General features: G+C 72.5%; 14 protein-coding genes. 9 read left to right on the forward strand and 5 right to left on the reverse strand.

The features are described 5' to 3' along the window. Positions 1–653: 653 nt before the first annotated feature. Positions 654–1,304 (reverse strand): response regulator, encoded by a 651-nt coding sequence (locus DN069_RS30180; RefSeq protein WP_111506352.1) that lies wholly within the window; start codon positions 1,302–1,304, stop codon positions 654–656. 2 nt (positions 1,305–1,306) lie between these two features. After that, complete coding sequence (locus DN069_RS30185) at positions 1,307–2,533, reverse strand: sensor histidine kinase (RefSeq protein WP_111506354.1); 1,227 nt, start codon at positions 2,531–2,533, stop codon at positions 1,307–1,309. 211 nt (positions 2,534–2,744) lie between these two features. On the opposite strand from DN069_RS30185, the gene DN069_RS30190 reads away from it, so the two are divergent. From DN069_RS30190 to DN069_RS30205, 4 genes are all read left to right on the forward strand, one after another. Further along, entirely contained in the window at positions 2,745–3,395 is a 651-nt protein-coding gene (locus DN069_RS30190; protein ID WP_111506356.1) for a YceI family protein, read from the forward strand. Next, positions 3,392–3,853 carry a hypothetical protein gene (locus tag DN069_RS30195; RefSeq protein ID WP_111506358.1) on the forward strand — a complete coding sequence of 154 codons (462 nt, stop codon included), beginning with the start codon at positions 3,392–3,394 and terminating at the stop codon, positions 3,851–3,853. Before DN069_RS30190 ends, DN069_RS30195 begins: the two co-directional genes overlap by 4 nt. Before the next feature lie 100 nt (positions 3,854–3,953). Beyond that, positions 3,954–5,273: an aldehyde dehydrogenase family protein gene (locus DN069_RS30200; RefSeq protein WP_111506360.1), complete on the forward strand. Its 1,320-nt coding sequence runs from the start codon at positions 3,954–3,956 to the stop codon at positions 5,271–5,273. A 252-nt stretch (positions 5,274–5,525) separates the two neighbouring features. Continuing rightward, positions 5,526–9,092: a choice-of-anchor D domain-containing protein gene (locus DN069_RS30205; protein WP_243639928.1), complete on the forward strand. Its 3,567-nt coding sequence runs from the start codon at positions 5,526–5,528 to the stop codon at positions 9,090–9,092. 54 nt (positions 9,093–9,146) lie between these two features. On the opposite strand, the gene DN069_RS30210 is transcribed toward DN069_RS30205, so the two are convergent. Beyond that, complete coding sequence (locus DN069_RS30210; protein ID WP_111506364.1) at positions 9,147–9,788, reverse strand: PepSY domain-containing protein; 642 nt, start codon at positions 9,786–9,788, stop codon at positions 9,147–9,149. Between the two features lie 124 nt (positions 9,789–9,912). Here DN069_RS30210 and DN069_RS30215 point away from each other — a divergent pair, with 124 nt between their 5' ends. Both DN069_RS30215 and DN069_RS30220 read left to right on the forward strand, forming a co-directional pair. Beyond that, positions 9,913–10,590: a response regulator transcription factor gene (locus DN069_RS30215; protein WP_111506366.1), complete on the forward strand. Its 678-nt coding sequence runs from the start codon at positions 9,913–9,915 to the stop codon at positions 10,588–10,590. Beyond that, complete coding sequence (locus DN069_RS30220; protein ID WP_243639929.1) at positions 10,583–12,058, forward strand: sensor histidine kinase; 1,476 nt, start codon at positions 10,583–10,585, stop codon at positions 12,056–12,058. Before DN069_RS30215 ends, DN069_RS30220 begins: the two co-directional genes overlap by 8 nt. 103 nt (positions 12,059–12,161) lie before the next feature. On the opposite strand, the gene DN069_RS30225 is transcribed toward DN069_RS30220, so the two are convergent. Next, positions 12,162–12,857, reverse strand: a complete 696-nt coding sequence (locus tag DN069_RS30225) for a YoaK family protein (protein ID WP_111506368.1) — start codon at positions 12,855–12,857, stop codon at positions 12,162–12,164. Between the two features lie 109 nt (positions 12,858–12,966). Between DN069_RS30225 and DN069_RS30230 the strand changes: the two genes are divergently transcribed. Together DN069_RS30230 and DN069_RS30235 are read left to right on the forward strand one after the other, a co-directional pair. Beyond that, positions 12,967–13,272, forward strand: a complete 306-nt coding sequence (locus tag DN069_RS30230) for a GNAT family N-acetyltransferase (RefSeq protein ID WP_111506378.1) — start codon at positions 12,967–12,969, stop codon at positions 13,270–13,272. 91 nt (positions 13,273–13,363) lie between these two features. Continuing rightward, positions 13,364–14,752: a pyridoxal phosphate-dependent decarboxylase family protein gene (locus tag DN069_RS30235; RefSeq protein ID WP_111506370.1), complete on the forward strand. Its 1,389-nt coding sequence runs from the start codon at positions 13,364–13,366 to the stop codon at positions 14,750–14,752. 10 nt (positions 14,753–14,762) lie between these two features. Here DN069_RS30235 and DN069_RS30240 read toward each other — a convergent pair whose 3' ends face one another. After that, on the reverse strand, positions 14,763–15,170 hold the full coding sequence (locus tag DN069_RS30240; RefSeq protein WP_111506372.1) for a RidA family protein: 408 nt from the start codon (positions 15,168–15,170) through the stop codon (positions 14,763–14,765). 204 nt (positions 15,171–15,374) lie between these two features. Here DN069_RS30240 and DN069_RS30245 point away from each other — a divergent pair, with 204 nt between their 5' ends. After that, positions 15,375–16,532, forward strand: a complete 1,158-nt coding sequence (locus DN069_RS30245) for a PP2C family protein-serine/threonine phosphatase (RefSeq protein WP_111506374.1) — start codon at positions 15,375–15,377, stop codon at positions 16,530–16,532. Positions 16,533–16,539: the final 7 nt, after the last annotated feature.

Consider the following 16,539-nt stretch of genomic DNA (forward strand, 5'->3'; position numbering starts at 1 on the left):
TGCCGCCGCGCCGCGCCCCCCCCGACGGCGCGGCCACGGCAGACGGCGCCGCAGCAGGGACGGCGGGGCCGACGGCGGCGGCGCCACAGCGCGGCGACGCCACAGACGGCGACGCCACAGAGGGCGGGGCCACAAGCGATGGCGTGGCAGGCGAGGAGCTGCGCTGGTGCGGCCATGTGCACTGCCGCCGGGGTCGCCCACCCGCCCCTGCCCGCCGCGCCGCCCACGCCGGCGATCCGCGGTGCGCCCGCGCCGGCGTGGGCGGCGCGGCGGGCAGGGGCGGGTGGGCGACCCCGGCGGCAGTGCACATGGCCGCACCAGCGCAGCTCATCGCCTGCGACGCCATCGCTTGTGGCACCGCCATCTGTGGCGTCGCCGTCTGTGGCGTCGCCGTCTGTGGCGCCGACGCCTTTGGCACCGCCGTCCCGGGTGCGGCGAACTGCGCCGTGACCGCGCCGTGGTGGGGGGCGACGGCCGTCGGCATCGCCCTCATGTCGGCAACTGACACGGTGCCCGTCCCGGGCATCAGCTCGTGGTGCGCGAGCACCGAGAGCACGACCGCCACCGTGAGAAGCAGGGCGCGCACGGCGCGTGCGGCACGGACGGTCATGCGGGCCAGCATACCCTCCGGGGGTTTCCCGCACGCGCGGCCCTCAGGAGCCCACCAGCCCCGCATCGTGTGCCAGCAGCCCCGCCTGGGTGCGGTTCGTGCAGCCCAGCTTGTCGAGCAGCCGGGAGACGTAGCCCTTGACCGTCGCCTCCGACAGGTGCAGCCGGGCCGCGATCCGGGCGTTCGGCAGGCCCTCGCCGAGGCAGGCCAGGACCTCCGTCTCGCGTTCCGTGAGCTCCGCGACGAGCCGCCGGGCGCGGTCCCTGGCGGAGTCGGAGTCGGTGGAGGCCGCGATCAGTCGACGGGCCGCCGTCGGGGAGAGGACGGTGTGGCCCTCGGCCGCGACCCGGACCAGATGGATGAGGTCCTGCGGCGGGGTCGACTTGACCAGGAAGCCCGTCGCGCCGGCCCGCAGAGCGCGCAGCACGTACTGGTCGGCGTCGAAGGTGGTCAGCACCACCACCCTGGGCGGGTCGGCGAGCCGGTTGATGTGTCCGATCGCCGTGAGCCCGTCCATGCCCGGCATCCGGAGGTCCATCAGCACGACGTCCGGGGCTGTACGTCGGACCGCCTCGACCCCCTCGGCACCGTCGTGCGCCTCCGCGACGACCTCGATGTCCTCGGCCGAACCGAGGATGGTGCGCAGGAAGCCGCACACCATCGGCTCGTCGTCGACCACCACCACACGGGCCATCGTCACCCTACCGTTTCCGCGGTCGGCACATAGGCGGGCAGGATCGCCTCAACCTCGAAGCCGCCGTCGGGCGTGTGACCGGCCCTCAGGGTGCCGTGGACGACCTCGATGCGCTGCCGCAGCTGCGCGATCCCGAGGCCGGATCCGGTGCCGGCCAGCGCCGCCGTGGGCCCGCTGCCGGGCGGCGCGGAGGGCCGGGTGTTGGTGACGGCGACACGCACCCGGGTCTCGCCGTAGTCGACGCGGACGGTGACGCGGGCGCCGGACGCGTGCTTGCGGACGTTGGTCAACCCCTCGCGCACGACCCGGTATGCCGTGCGGCCGACGACGGGCGACGCCAACGCCGGGGCGCCCTCCTCGACCAGCTCGGTGGGGATGCCGACCGCGGTCGACTCGGCGACCAGCGTGGGGATGCCCTCGACGGAGGGGCTGAGGTCGCCCTCGGGCTCGGCCCGCAGGATGCCGACCAGGTCCCGCAGCTCGTCCAGCGCCTGGCAGCCGGAGGACCGCAGCTCCTCGGCCGCGCGCCGGGTCCGTTCGTCGGTGGCGGTGACCTGCATCGCACCCGCCTGCAGCACCATCAGGCTGACGCGGTGGGTGACGATGTCGTGCATCTCCCCGGCGAGCCGGGCGCGTTCCTCCGCCCGGGCCTGCCGGGCGAGCAGGTGCTGCTCGCGCTCGGCCCGCTCCGCCCGCTCGGTGAGCGCCAGGACGAGCCGATGCCGGGCGTCGATGTAGAGGGCGAGCAACGGGCCTACCGCCGTGCGCAGCAGACCCACCGTCATCGTGCCGACGGACGCGTCCCAGGGACGCATCACCACGAGGGTGAGAGCGGCCAGCGCGAACAGCGCGGCGCGTCTGGCCCGCTGGTCGCAACGGCGTTGGTAGAAGAGCGGCCCGTAGGCGGCGACGGTGGTCCCGAACGGCGCCCAGACGTTGCCCCCGTGGGCCGGCGTCAGCGCACCGCCCGGGGAGACCAGCAGCGTGAGCGCCAGTGTGAACGCCGTCAGCACCGCGACCACGGTGATGGGCGCGATACGCCGGACCACCAGCGTGCCGACGGCCAGCGCCTGGAGGCCGAGCAGGCTCCAGGCGAGGGCGTCCGGCTTGGCCGGCCACCAGCTCGTGCCGCCGAGCGTGCCGACGGTGTCCAGCGCGACGAAGATCGCGGCCATCGCCACGTCCACGACGAGCCAGTGTCGGCGGTGCCAGCGCGGCCTGTCTGTCATGGAGCCCACCGTAGGCCATGGGTGGGGCGTTCACAGCGGTCTCGCCGCAGGTCACGACCTTGGTGGGGTGAAGACCCTACGAAAGTCGCATGCGGGCCCTTCGGGGCCTTCGTTGGTCGCGCGAGGACGCGACGGCCGGCTCTGCCGGAAGGCGGGTCCGGCACCGTGCAATGGAGGCGTCCCCAGCACAACCGACCCGGAAGGACCCGCGATGACCAGGACGCCTCCACCCGCGGCAACGTCGACAGCAGCACCCGTCACCGCCCCCGTCACGGCAGCCGCCGCCACACCGCCCGCCACTTCCACTCCTCCCGCGCTGCGGCCGGGCCGCTTCGCGATCGACCCCGTCGCCTCGACCCTATCCTTCACCGCCCGGCACCTCTTCGGCCTCGGCCTGGTCCGCGGCACCTTCGCGATCCGGCGCGGCAGCGTCGACGTCGCCGAGCCGCCGGCCGGCTCCACCGCCGTCACCGCCGCCACCGCCGTCACCGCCGAGGTGGACGCGGGGAGCATCGACACCGGCCACACGTCCCGCGACGCCAAGGTCCGCTCGGCCACGCTGCTGGACGCCGGCCGGCACCCGGTGATCGGCTTCGTCTCCGAGCGGGTCTCCGAGACGGAGCTGACGGGGATACTCACCGTGCGCGGGGTCGCGCGCCCCGTGCGGCTGCAGCTCACCGACTCGACGGTCGCGGCCGAGGGGCGGGCCTTCCATGTACGGGCGACGACGACGGTCGACCGCACCGCCTTCGGCGTCACCGCGCTGCGCGGCCTGGCCGGTCGTAGTCTCGGAATCACCCTGGAGATCACCTGCGTGCACGCCTCCCTGCGGGACGGCACGGCGGGCTGGGAGGAGCGATGACGAGCATCCTCAACCTGCGCAAGCACGGCACGCTCTTCGTGCTCGACGACTCGCCCTCCGCCGCCTCGGTGCGCCCTCACCGCCGGATGCGTCAGGCGCAGATCACCGTGGACGGCCGGACGGTCGAGGCCACGGTCAGCGGCCACCAGCCCGTCGGGGTCGAGGTGGCGGGGCTGTTGCGCCTCGATCCGAGCGGCACCCACCTGCCCGGCGGCGGTGGGCCCGTCACCTGGACCATGGAGCGGCACCGCGGTGCTTACCGTGGCTCGGTCGTCCGCGGTGCGGACCGGATCGAGCTGCGGCTGACTCGGCGCGGCGGCAAGCACGTGGAGATCACCCCGAGCGGGGTCTGGCCGGACCTGGAGCTCGTCGCCCTCGCCGCCTCCCTCGTGCTGCTGTCCCGACGCCGTCACGACCGGCTGCGCGCGATGGCCATCGCGGGGGCGGGCAGCCACTGAGATTACTTGACTTATACAACGATCATCTCGTAGCGTTCAGATTGCTTGATGCACTCAAACTTCCACCCCGTGAAGCTGCCCGGAAGGACCGCGCGCCACCATGACCGCCACGACCACCCCCGCCGACATCCCCGCCACAGTGGCCCGCCTGCGGGCGAGCTTCGCCACCGGGCGGACCAAGCCGCTCGCCTGGCGCCAGGAGCAGCTCGCCGCGCTGCGCGCGCTGCTGACCGAGCAGTCCGACGCCTTCCTGGAGGCGCTCCACGCCGACCTCGGCAAGAGCGCGGCCGAGGCCTACCGCACCGAGGTCGGCTTCACCGTCAACGAGCTCGACCACACCGTCGCGCACCTGGAGGAGTGGCTGGCTCCCACGCCGGCCGGGGTGCCGGGGGTCTTCCACCCGGCCGAGGCCAAGGTGGTGCGCGACCCGCTGGGCGTGGTGCTGATCATCGGGCCCTGGAACTACCCGCTCCAACTGCTGCTCGCCCCGCTGGTGGGCGCGCTCGCCGCGGGCAACACCGCCGTGGTGAAGCCCAGCGAGCTGGCCCCGCAGACCTCCGCCGCGCTGGCGCGTCTGCTGCCGCGCTACCTGGGGCCCGAGGTGGTGAGGGTCGTCGAGGGCGGCATCCCGGAGACCACCACGCTGCTGGAGCAGCGCTTCGACCACATCTTCTACACCGGGAACGGCACGGTCGGCCGGATCGTCATGGCCGCGGCGGCCAAGCACCTCACGCCCGTCACCCTGGAGCTCGGCGGCAAGAGCCCGGTCGTGGTCGAGCCGGGCGCCGATCTGGCGGTCACCGCACAGCGGCTCGCTCAGGGCAAGTTCCTCAACGCCGGGCAGACCTGCGTCGCGCCCGACTACGTGCTCGCGATCGGCGAGACCGCCGCCGCACTGGAGCCGCACCTGGCCGCCGCAGTGCGGGAGCTGTTCGGCGAGGACCCGCGGACCGCCCCCTACGGGCGGATCGTGAACGAGCGTCACTTCGACCGACTCGCCTCATTGCTGGACGACGGCCGGGTCGTGACCGGCGGCGAGCACGACCGCAACAGCCGCTACCTCGCGCCGACCGTGCTGGCCGACGTCTCCCCCGACGCCCCGGTCATGCAGGCGGAGATCTTCGGCCCGATCCTGCCGATCGTCGCCGTACCGGACCTGGACGCGGCGATCGCCTTCATCAACGAGCGCGACAAGCCGCTGGCCCTCTACGCCTTCACGGCCTCGGACCGCACCAAGGCGCGGCTGACCGAGGAGACCTCGTCCGGCGCGCTCTCCTTCGGGCTGCCCGTCTCCCATCTGGCCATGCCCGAGCTGCCGTTCGGCGGGGTCGGCGAGAGCGGCATGGGCCGCTACCACGGTGCGTACTCCATCGACACCTTCAGCCACGCGAAGGCGGTCGTGGACAAGCCGCTCGGCTGAAAGCCGCATTGAAAGCAGCCTGCTTTCCCTTGGCAAGGACCCGTCAGGCCTTGCGGTCATCCACGGTGGCCCGACAGAGAATTGACGGGTTCTTGCGCAAAGACGTGACATTCTCTCAATTCCTGCTCCCAATATTGCATGCATGCTTCCCGGAAGTTACGGTTCCTGCCGCTCGGCCCTCTGCCGGCGTCTCTTCGTCCCGCGAAGGAGCAACCGTTGTCCGGATGGTCCCCACGCAAGTTGCCACGCACGTTGAAACGAGCCGTCGCTCTCGGCGGCGGTGCGCTCCTCGTGGCGGCCGGGGTGGTGGCCCCGGCCGCCGCCCAGGCCGCCTACGCCGCGACGCCCGTCGCGACCGGCGGGAGCGGCGCGAGTCTCCCCTACGCCGAGGTCCAGGCGGAGAACTCCGCCACCAACGGCACTGTCATCGGCCCTAGTTACACCCAGGGCCAGCTCGCCGACGAGGCGTCGGGCCGCAAGGCGGTCACACTGGCCGGCAACGGCAGCGGCCAGTACGTCAGCTTCACCACCCCGGTGGCCACCAACTCGATCGACTTCCGCTACTCGATCCCGGACAGTTCCGACGGATCGGTCTACACGGCCCCGCTCTCGCTCTACGTCAACGGCGTCAAGCAGAGCGACTTCACGCTCACCAACGCCTACAGCTGGTTCTACGGCAGCTATCCGTTCACCAACTCCCCCGGCAGCAACCCGCACCACTTCTTCGACGAGACGCACCGGCTGTTCAACACCACCTATCCGGCCGGCACCACCTTCAAGCTGCAGGTGGACTCGGGCGACTCCGCCTCCTCCTACACGCTCGACTTCGCCGACTTCGAGAACGTCGGCCCGGCGCTGACCCAGCCCGCCGGCTCGGTCTCCGTCACCAGCAAGGGCGCCGACCCGACCGGTGCCACCGACTCCACCAGCGCGTTCAACGCGGCCATCACGGCCGCCGGGGCGGGCGGCACGGTGTGGATCCCGCCGGGCAGCTACGACATCCCGGGCCACATCGCCGTCAACAACGTCACCGTCGCGGGCGCGGGCATGTGGTACTCGACCGTCACCGGCGCCGCGCCCGGCTTCTACGGCAACTCGGCGCCCAGCCCGAGCACGGGCGTACACCTCCAGGACTTCGCCATCTTCGGCAACGTCCAGGACCGCAACGACAGCGCGCAGGTCAACGGCATCGGCGGGGCGATGTCCAACTCGACGGTGTCGAACCTGTGGATCGAGCACGACAAGGTCGGCGCCTGGATGGACGGGCCGATGGACTCGCTGACTTTCAGCGGCATGCGGATCCGCGACACCACGGCCGACGGCATCAACTTCCACGGCGGGGTCACCAACTCCAAGGTGACCAACAGCGACATCCGCAACACCGGTGACGACGGCATCGCCACCTGGGCCGACTCCAGCATCGGCGCGGACGCCAACGACACCATCTCGAACAACACCGTGCAGCTGCAGATGCTGGCCAACGGCATCGCCATCTACGGCGGCCACGACAACAGCGTGACCGGCAACCTGGTCCAGGACACCGGCATCACCCAGGGCGGCGGCATCCACGTCGGCCAGCGGTTCACCTCCACGCCGGTCGGCACGACGACCATCTCGAACAACACCCTGATCCGGAACGGGGATCTCGACCCGAACTGGCAGTTCGGCGTCGGCTCGCTCTGGTTCGACGGCAGCCAAGGCGCGATCACGGGCCCGATCAACGTCTCCAACACCCTGATCGAGCAGAGCCCGTTCGAGGCGATCCAGTGGGTCGAGGGCACGATCAGCGGCGTCAACCTCAACACCGTCACCATCGCCGGCACCGGCACCTTCGCGATGCAGGAGCAGACCGGCGGCGCCGCGTCCTTCAGCAACGTCACCGCCACGGGCGTCGCCCAGGCGAACGCCGGCAACGCGCCGAGCTACAACTGTGAGGGCACAGCCTTCGCCATCACCGACGGCGGCGGCAACTCCGGCGTCAGCCCCACCCAGTGCAACGGCTGGCCCACCCCGGTCTACCCGCCCTATCCGGCCACCGGCGTCACGGCCTCCCCGAGCGCGCTCGACTTCGGCTCGGTAGCCACCGGCGCGACCAGCTCCGCGCAGACGGTGACCGTCAACAACCCGACGTCGTCCGCCGCCCCGGTCTCGTCCATCGCGGCCACCGGCGACTTCGCGCAGACGAACACCTGCGGCAGCTCCATCGCCGCGAACGGCTCCTGCACGGTCAGCGTCACGTTCTCGCCGACCGCGACGGGCAGCAGGAAGGGCAGCCTCACCGTGAACGCGGGCGGGGTCACCAACACCGTGAGCCTCTCCGGCACGGGCACCGCGCCCGGCCCGGTGCTCGGCGCCAACCCGGCCAGCCTCACCTTCGGCAAGACGGCGGTCGGCTCCAGCGCCGGGACGCAGACGGTCACCGTCACCAACTCCGGCACCAGCACAGCGACGGTCTCCGGCGTCGCGGTCACCGGCGACTTCCACCAGACCAACAACTGCTCCTCGATCGCCGTCGGCGCCTCCTGCACCGTGACCGTCGGCTTCACCCCGACCACTGGCGGCACCCGCACCGGGACGCTCACCGTCACCAGCAACGCCAACAACAGCCCCACCAGCGTGGGCCTGACGGGCACGGCGATCGACAGCAACACCAACATAGCCGCCGGGCAGCCCGCCTCGGCGAGCTCCAGCAACGGCCAGTACGTGCCGGCCAACGTGACCGACGCCGACCCCTCGACGTACTGGGAGAGCGCCAACGGATCGTTCCCGCAATGGGCGCAGGTCGATCTCGGCCAGAGCTGGAGCATCGGCAAGGTCGTGCTGCGGCTGCCGCCCTCCACCGCGTGGAACGCGCGCACCGAGACCCTGTCGGTGCTGGGCTCGACCGACGGCACCAACTTCAGCACCATCGTGGGCTCGGCGGGCTACAACTTCGACCCGAACGCCAACAACAACACCGTCACCATCCCGTTCTCCGCGACCACGGCCCGGTACGTGCGGGTGAACATCACCGCCAACAGCGGCTGGGCGGCCGGCCAGCTCTCCGACTTCGCGGTCTACCCGAGCGCCGGCGGCTCCTCCGCGGCGACGCTCACGGCGGCCCCGACGTCGCTGAGCTTCGCCGGTCAGGCGGTGGGCTCAACGAGCTCGGCGCAGTCGGTGACCGTGACCAACTCCGGCAACGCGGCGGCCTCGATCTCCTCCGTCACCACCACCGGGGACTTCGCGCAGACGAACACCTGCGGCAGTTCGCTGGCCGCGAGTGCCTCCTGCACGGTCAGCGTCACCTTCACCCCGACCGTCTCGGGCACCCGGACCGGCAGCGTCACCGTCAACGGCAACGCCTCCAACAACCCGCTGACGGTCGCACTCACCGGGACGGGCACCAGCTCCACGCCCACCAACCTCGCCCTGAACCAGGCGACGAGCGAGTCCAGCCACACCCAGAACTACGCCTCCTCCAACGTCACCGACGGCAATCAGGCCAGCTACTGGGAGAGCACCAACGGCTCGTTCCCCCAGTGGGTCCAGGTCGACCTGGGCTCCTCGCAGAGCGTGAGCCGGGTCGTCCTGGAGCTGCCGAACAGCACCTCGTGGGGAGCCCGCAACCAGACCCTCTCGCTGCTGGGCAGCACCGACGGCACGAACTTCAGCACCGTCGTGGGCTCCGCCACCTACACCTTCGACCCGAACGTCAACGGCAACACCGTCACGATCACCTTCCCGGCGACAAGTGACCGGTACTGGCGGGCGAACTTCACCGCCAACACCGGCTGGCCGGCCGGGCAGCTGTCGGAGCTCCAGATCTTCAGCAGCTGAGACCGCTTCAGCGCAGGCGTGCCGCCGCAGGGTGACCCTGCGGCGGCACCTTCGTCAGTTCAGCACCGTGTTGGAGGTGACGCCGCCGCTCGCTCCGTCGAGGGTGACCAGATGGCGCACCCCGTCCGGTCCGAGGACGACGGCCTGCCAGGCGCTGCCGCCGCCCTGCTCGGGCACGGACGCCAACGACTCGACCTTGCCGCCGCTGACGGCGGCCTCCGCCTTGGTCACCGCCTGGTCGGCGGCGAGCGAGGGCAGCGGCGCGGGTGCGGCCGAACCACCGACCGCTCCGGGCGCCGGCAGCTGATCAGGCCCGCCGGAAAGGACTCCGCCGGGCACCTTCACGACCTGCCCGCCCTTGACGATCACCGCCCCGGCGGGGCCGCCGGGACCCTCGACCATCACCCGCTTGAGGCCCGGCAACCCTCCCGGCAGCCCGTCCGGGCCCACGGCGACGGCGACCCGCTCGCCGCCGTGGTGCACCACGGCCGCCGTGACCGCGGCCGAGCCGCCGATCAGCACGAGCGCGACCACGCCGCCCGCGACCCAGCGCGACCGGGGGCCGCTCACTACGCGGCGCACCGCGCCACGCCGCGGCGCCAACGCGGGGGCGGGCAAGGTCGCCAGGTCTTCCTGCTGCTCCACCTGCTCCTCGGGCTCGTCGGGCGCGACGCCCGGCTCGAACGGATCGCTCATCTCGGCTCCTTCAGGGGACTTCATCGTTCGGGGCCCCGAGAATCCCGCAGCGACGCTGAAGACCCGCTGAAGATCTTGAAGAGGTCTTCAGCTTCCTCTTGCGCGGGCCTGTCACCCTGGTCGCGTGCGCGTACTGATAGTCGAGGACGAACGGCGGCTCGCCGCCGCGCTGCAGCGCGGTCTGGAGGCGGAGGGCTTCGCGGTCGACGTCGCGCACGACGGGATCACCGGGCTGCGGCAGGCCGGCCGCAGCCCCTACGACGTCGTCGTGCTCGACATCATGCTGCCGGGCCTGAACGGCTACCGGGTCTGCTCGATGCTGCGGGCCGGCGGCTACCAGGCCGGCATCCTGATGCTCACCGCCAAGGACGGCGAGTGGGACGAGGCCGAGGCGCTGGACACCGGCGCCGACGACTTCCTCTCCAAGCCCTTCTCCTACGTGGTGCTGGTCGCCCGGCTGCGGGCACTGGCCCGGCGGGTCGGGGGACGGCAGCCGCGTCTGGTCTGCCTCGGCGATCTGGCCGTCGACCTCGGCGCCCGTACCTGCACCCGCGCGGGCCGGCCGGTCCGGCTCACCGCACGGGAGTTCGCCGTCCTGGAGCATCTGGCGCTGCGCGCCGGCGACGTCGTCTCCAAGCGCGACATCCTCGACGCGGTCTGGGACGAGCACTACGACGGAGACGCGAACGTGGTCGAGGTCCACGTCAGCGCGCTGCGCCGCAAGATCGACACGGCCTACGGGCGCGCCGCCGTGCAGACCGTGCGTGGCGTCGGCTACCGACTGGCGGTGGACGGTGGCTGACCACGACCGCGCCGACGTCCACCCCGACGTCCGCCCCCGCCGGGGTCCGCGTGCCCGGCTGGCCGCGCTGCGCGGGCGGATCACCCCGCGCTCGGTGCGCGCCCGCGCCACGCTGGCCGCGTGCACGGTGGTGGCGGTGGCGCTCGCCGTCGCCTCGCTCGCCATGCTGAGCCTGCTGCGCGCCAACCTGCGCGGCACCGCCGAGCAGAGCGCTCGGGGGCAGGCCGTCGCCGTCGCCAAGCTCGCGGCCGACGGGCGGCTGGGCAAGGTGCTGCCGCTGGGCCACGACACCGACTTCGTGCAGGTGGTGAACGGCAAGGGCGAGGTGGTGGCGGCCAGTCAGAACCTGTTCGGACGTCCGGCCATCCGGGTGGTGCCGGTGCCGGTCGCCGAGGTGGGCGCGCTCAAGCCGCAGGGCATCGAGGTGCACCAGCAGGTCACCAGCATCGTCGCGGACAGCCCCGGCGGCCCGGTCCTCATCCGCACCGGCGTCTCGTTGGGCGCCGCCGACGACGCGGAGCACACCACCGCGCTCACCCTGCTCGTCGGCTGCCCGCTGCTGCTGCTCACCGTCGCCCTGGTCACCTGGCGGGTCACCGGCCGCGCGCTGCGCCCGGTGGAGGCGATCCGCAGCGAGGTCGCCGCGATCGGTGAGGTCGAGGGCTTCGAGCAGCAGCTGCACCGGCGGGTGCCGATCCCGCGCGGCGAGGACGAGATCACCCGGCTGGCGCGCACCATGAACGGCATGCTCGACCGGCTGGACCTGGCGGGCCGCCGGCAGCGCCAGTTCATCGCCGACGCGTCCCACGAGCTACGCAGCCCGATCGCGGTGCTCCGCACCCAGTTGGAGGTGGCGCTCGGCCATCCCGACCCGCAGGTGCGGGCCGAGCTCGTCGAGGGCGCGCTGCAGGATGCCGAACGCCTCCAGGACCTGGCCGCCGACCTGCTCTTCCTCGCCCGTCTCGACGCGGGCGCGACCCAGCGGCCGGTCGAACCGATCGATATCGCGGAGCTGGTCCGCGTCGCGGTCCGCGCCCGCGCGGACCGTCGCGTCACCTTCGCCCTCGACACCCGGCGCGGCGCGGAGGCGGTCGTGCCGGGCGACCACCTGTGGCTGACCCGCCTGGTCACCAACCTGCTCGACAACGCGGAGCGCCATGCGCGCACCGCGGTCGAGGTGACCATCCGTCAGCAGGGCGCCACGGTGCTCCTGCGGGTCCACAACGACGGACCCGCCCTCGCCCCGGAGGACCGGGAGCGGATCTTCGAACGCTTCACCCGCCTCGACGACGCCCGCAGCCGCGACGAGGGCGGCGCTGGCCTCGGCCTCCCGATCGCCCGCGACATCGCCCAGCACCACGGCGGCACGCTCCGCGCCGTCGACACCGCCACCCGCGACTCCTCCGCGGGCAACTCGCCCGCGGGAGCCACCTTCGAGGCCCGCTTCCCGGCCTTCGACGCACGCTGACCCCGCGCCCACCCCGCGTCCACCGCGCGCCGATCCCCGCTGACACCACACAGATCGGCGCGGATCAGCGCGGATCAGCGCGGATCAGCGCGGATCTGCGGCACTACGCCGGTTCGCGGTAGGCCAGCGCGATCACCGCCACCAGCACCGTGCCGATGAGCAACACCCAGACCCCGTGACCGTGCAGGACCAGGGCCGCGCCCGGCGCGGCGCCGGCGATCATGGCCACGACGGTGAGAACGCGGCGGCGCAGGCGGGTGTTCGGGCCACCGGCAAGCGAGGAGTCGGCGGCGATACCGGTGAGGGTCATGGTGAGGACGGTGGTCGTGATGTCCGGCACGGCCAGCTTGCGGACCGTGCCGTTGCGCAGGCCCATGGCCAGGCCGAGCAGTGCGATCAGGACGAGCTGCGTGTCGTGCCGGATGCCGACGGCGAAGGCGACGACCGTCGCGGCGCCGGTCAGAGCCGCCTCCAGCAGCAGCGCGATGCGCAGCCAGCGCGGGCGCGCACCGTTCCGCAGCCGGACGGCCAGGCGACCGGCCCAGACCGAGCCGACCAGGAAGGCGCCGAGGGAGGTGAGCGACCCGGCGGCGGAGAAGCCCGGCGCGCCCGCGAGCGCAAAGCCGACGACCACGACGTTGCCGGTCATGTTGGCGGTGAAGACGTGCCCGAGGCCCAGATAGCTGACGGCGTCGACCAGGCCGCTGACGGCGGTCAGCACCACCAGGGTGAGCACGAGCGGGTGCCGGTCCCCGATCTCCGCGCCGGTCGGGATCGGACGACTGTTCGCTGTGGCCATCCACCGAGCATCCCAGCTCCGGCAGCCCGAGCACAGCAACGACTCGCATCAAGTTGATGCATCAACTATGATCACGGTGCAGGCCACTGAACGACAGCTGGAGGAACTGATGACGCACCGCGTGGTGGACAACCCGGACGAGTCCCGGTTCGAGATCTTCGACGGTGAGGAGCTGGCGGGCTTCGCCCAGTACCACCGGTTCCGCAACGAGATCGCCTTCATCCACACCGAGATCGACCCGAGGTTCGAGGGCCGCGGTCTCGCGAGCGCGCTCGCCCGCACGGCGCTCGACGACGCCCGCGAGCGCGGCCTGGAGGTGCTGCCCTACTGCCCGTTCATCCGCGGCTGGATCACCAAGCACCCCGAGTACGTCGACCTGGTCCCGCAGGCCCAGCGCCAGCGCTTCGGCCTCTGAGCAACGAGAGGCCACTTGAACGGAATTGGACCGGGACGCCGCAGCCGGCTCCGGCTAGCGTCGTGGGCACCGAAGATCGAGGAGATCGCCGATGCACCCACAACTCGCGTCCGACCTGCACCAGTTGGCCCCGCATCTGGAGGAGACCCGACAGCTGGCCCTCGCCTTTCTGGACGGCCTCGATGAGCGACCGGTGATCCCGCCTACGGGCTCGGTGACCCCTTCCACGCTCGTCGAGGACGGCGGCGGAGCGCGGGTGGCCTTGGCGGACTTCGCCGAGCGTTGGCTGCCGAGGCTCTCGGGCAGCGCCGGGCCGCGCTACTTCGGGTTCGTCACCGGCGGCGTGACCCCGGCAGCACTGGCCGGGGACTGGCTGACGTCCACCGTCGACCAGACCCCCACGTCCACGATGGACCCCGCCGGTCAGCAGTTGGAGCGGGAGACCATCGGCTGGCTGCGCGAGCTGTTCGGGCTCTCGGACGCGCACAACGGCACCTTTGTGAGCGGTGCGACCATGTCCAACACGGTGGGGCTGGCGATCGCCCGGGAGTGGCTCGGCGAGCGGCTGGGTGTCGACGTGGCCGAGGACGGGGTCGGCGCGCTGGGGCGGGTGCGGGTCCTGTCCGGGAGCGCGCACTCGAGCGTGGCCAAGGCGCTCTCCGTCCTGGGGCTGGGACGCAGCGCGCTGACCGCGGTGCCCGTGCTGCCGGGCCGGGAGGCCGTCGACGTGGCCGCGTTGGCGCGCGCGCTGGCCCAGGAGGACGGCCCCTGCGTGGTGGTGGCCAACGCGGGCACCGTCAACACGGCGGACTTCGACGACCTGCGGGCGCTCGCCGCGCTGCGCGACCGGTACGGATTCTGGCTGCACGTGGACGCGGCGTTCGGCGGCTTCGCGGCACTGGTGCCGGAACACGCGGAGCTGGTGGCCGGGCTGGACCTGGCCGACTCCGTCTGCGTGGACCTGCACAAGTGGCTCAACGTGCCGTACGACAGCGCGGTGCAGTTCACCCGCCGACCGGACCTGCAGGCCCGGGTCTTCCGGAACGCCGCCGCCTACCTCGGCCCGCTGGGCGAGGATCCCGACCTGGTGCACCTCACGCCGGAGAACTCCCGCCGGATGCGCGCGCTCGCCGCCTGGTTCACGCTGCGCGCCTACGGACGGACCGGCCACCGGGAGATCGTCGAGCGATGTGTGACCGGAGCCCGAGCGCTGGGGACGGCGGTGGCGGACATCGAGGGGCTGCGCCTGCTCGCACCGGTCCGGCTGAACGTCGTCTGCTTCACGCTGGCGTCGGACCCCACCCCTGAGCGGCTCGCCGCGCTGGCGGAAGGGCTGGCCGCAGACGCGTTCGTCACCCCGACCCGGTACGCCGGTGAACCCGCCCTGCGGGCGGCGTTCAGCAACTGGAGGACCACCGAAGCCGACGTGCGGCGGACCGCGACCGCGCTGGCCGACGCCGTGCGCAAACTGACGGCGTGAAGGCGGCCCGTCAGACCACGGCCATCGCGTCGATCTCCACGAGCATCGGCTCCTGCGGCAGTTCGACGAAGACGGTGGTGCGGCACGGCTTCACGCCGTCGGCCCTGACGTTCTCGGCGATGAACTCCGCATAGGCCTCGTTCATCGCGGCGAAGTGGGCGCGCGTGGTCAGGTAGACGCGGAACATCACCACGTCCTCGACCGTCGCTCCGCCCGCCTCGACGATGGCCTTGACGTTCTCGAGCGTGCGGCGCGTCTGCGCCTTCACGTCGCCGGGGTGGACGTACTCCCCCGTCGCCGGGTCCTGCGGCCCCTGGCCGGACACCTGCAGGATCGGGCCCTTGCGCACCCCCTGGGAGAAGAGCCACGCGGGTGCGGGCGCGCCGTCGGTGCGGATCTCGGTCTTCTCGTCAGTCATTCCGCGATTTTCCCACACGGTGTGATCTTGCTCTCTGGGCGGCAGCGGCGCTCCGCGGTTCCGCGGACGCGGCGTCATGAGGATCACAGCCCGGAACGGCCTCCACCGACCGAATCGGGACCTTGGTCCCGTGCTCTCCCCGCGGGGACCGGACGACGATGGCGGAGAAGCCCGCTAACCGCACGCATCGGAAACAGGTCGTCCATGTCGGTGTTCCCCAGCTCCGTCCCCACCCCGCCGCGCCACGGCGGGCGTTCGCGACGGATGCACTGGGCCCCGATCCTGCTGCTCGTCATCGACCTGGTGCTGGAGGTCGCGTTCTCGCACGTGGTCGCGGCCGGCTTCCTGGTGACGCTGCTGCCGGTCGTCACCGCGTTCACGCTCGGGCCCCGGGTGGTCGGCGGGGCCACCGCACTCGCGCTGGGCCTGCAGTTGTTCCTGGCGGACCGGGTCGGCCACCTCACCGAGCAGCACCATGTCTGGGTCTACGTCTCCACCGCGCTGGCCGGGGCGCTCGGCGCGGCGCTGGCCACGCAGCGGCGGCGGCAGTCCCGGGACCTGGTGCGGGTGCGGACCGTCGCCGAGACGCTGCAGCGCGCGGTGCTGCGGCCCGTGCCCGGCCGCCCCGGCGGCCTGCTCGCCGCCGGCTTCTACCACCCGGCCGAGGGCGACGCGGGCGTCGGCGGCGACCTGTTCGAGGTGTGCGAGACCCGGTTCGGCACCCGGGTGCTCCTCGGCGACGTGCGCGGCAAGGGTCTGGAGGCGGTCCGCACCGTGGCCGACGTCCTCGGCGCGTTCCGCACCGCCGCGCACGAGACGCCCGACCTGACGGCGCTCGCCGCGCAGCTCGACCGTCAGGTGGCGCGGCACGCGGCCGAGACCCGTGACGACGAACTCTTCGTCACCGCGGTGCTGGCGGAGCACCAGCCCGCCTCGGGCCGCCTGCTCGTCGTCAACCGCGGCCACCTCGACCCGCTGCTGCTGACCGACTCCGGCGTCGAGGCCGTCCGCTGCCCCGAGCGGCTGCCGCTGGGCCTCGGCGCGCTGGCCGGCCCGCCCGCCCCCGACGAGCCGGACGTCACGGTCCGGACCCTGCGCCCCGGCGACACGCTGCTGCTCTGCACCGACGGCATCACCGAGGCCCGCGACGCCACCGGCTCCTTCTACCCCCTCGCTGCCCGCCTCGACGCCCTGGGCGTCCGCGAGCCGGGCGCGGTGATCGACCATCTGGTCCGCGACGTCCCGTCCTACGCCGACGAACTCCACGACGACCTGACCGCCCTGGCCCTCAGCCCCACCCCGCGCCCCCTCGCCGCCGTCTCGGCCCAACCCCACCACCTGCGGGACGCCCGCGCGGCGTAACACCCCG

This window comes from Streptacidiphilus pinicola (genome assembly GCF_003258295.1).
In the GTDB taxonomy this organism is placed as follows: domain Bacteria; phylum Actinomycetota; class Actinomycetes; order Streptomycetales; family Streptomycetaceae; genus Streptacidiphilus; species Streptacidiphilus pinicola.

Coding starts and splice junctions, on each gene's coding strand:
- DN069_RS30180 (WP_111506352.1), bottom strand. CDS start 1,304: ATGGCCCGTGTGGTGGTGGTCGACGACGAGCCGATGGTGTGCGGCTTC.
- DN069_RS30185 (WP_111506354.1), bottom strand. CDS start 2,533: ATGACAGACAGGCCGCGCTGGCACCGCCGACACTGGCTCGTCGTGGAC.
- DN069_RS30190 (WP_111506356.1), top strand. CDS start 2,745: ATGACCAGGACGCCTCCACCCGCGGCAACGTCGACAGCAGCACCCGTC.
- DN069_RS30195 (WP_111506358.1), top strand. CDS start 3,392: ATGACGAGCATCCTCAACCTGCGCAAGCACGGCACGCTCTTCGTGCTC.
- DN069_RS30200 (WP_111506360.1), top strand. CDS start 3,954: ATGACCGCCACGACCACCCCCGCCGACATCCCCGCCACAGTGGCCCGC.
- DN069_RS30210 (WP_111506364.1), bottom strand. CDS start 9,788: ATGAGCGATCCGTTCGAGCCGGGCGTCGCGCCCGACGAGCCCGAGGAG.
- DN069_RS30225 (WP_111506368.1), bottom strand. CDS start 12,857: ATGGCCACAGCGAACAGTCGTCCGATCCCGACCGGCGCGGAGATCGGG.
- DN069_RS30230 (WP_111506378.1), top strand. CDS start 12,967: ATGACGCACCGCGTGGTGGACAACCCGGACGAGTCCCGGTTCGAGATC.
- DN069_RS30235 (WP_111506370.1), top strand. CDS start 13,364: ATGCACCCACAACTCGCGTCCGACCTGCACCAGTTGGCCCCGCATCTG.
- DN069_RS30240 (WP_111506372.1), bottom strand. CDS start 15,170: ATGACTGACGAGAAGACCGAGATCCGCACCGACGGCGCGCCCGCACCC.
- DN069_RS30245 (WP_111506374.1), top strand. CDS start 15,375: ATGTCGGTGTTCCCCAGCTCCGTCCCCACCCCGCCGCGCCACGGCGGG.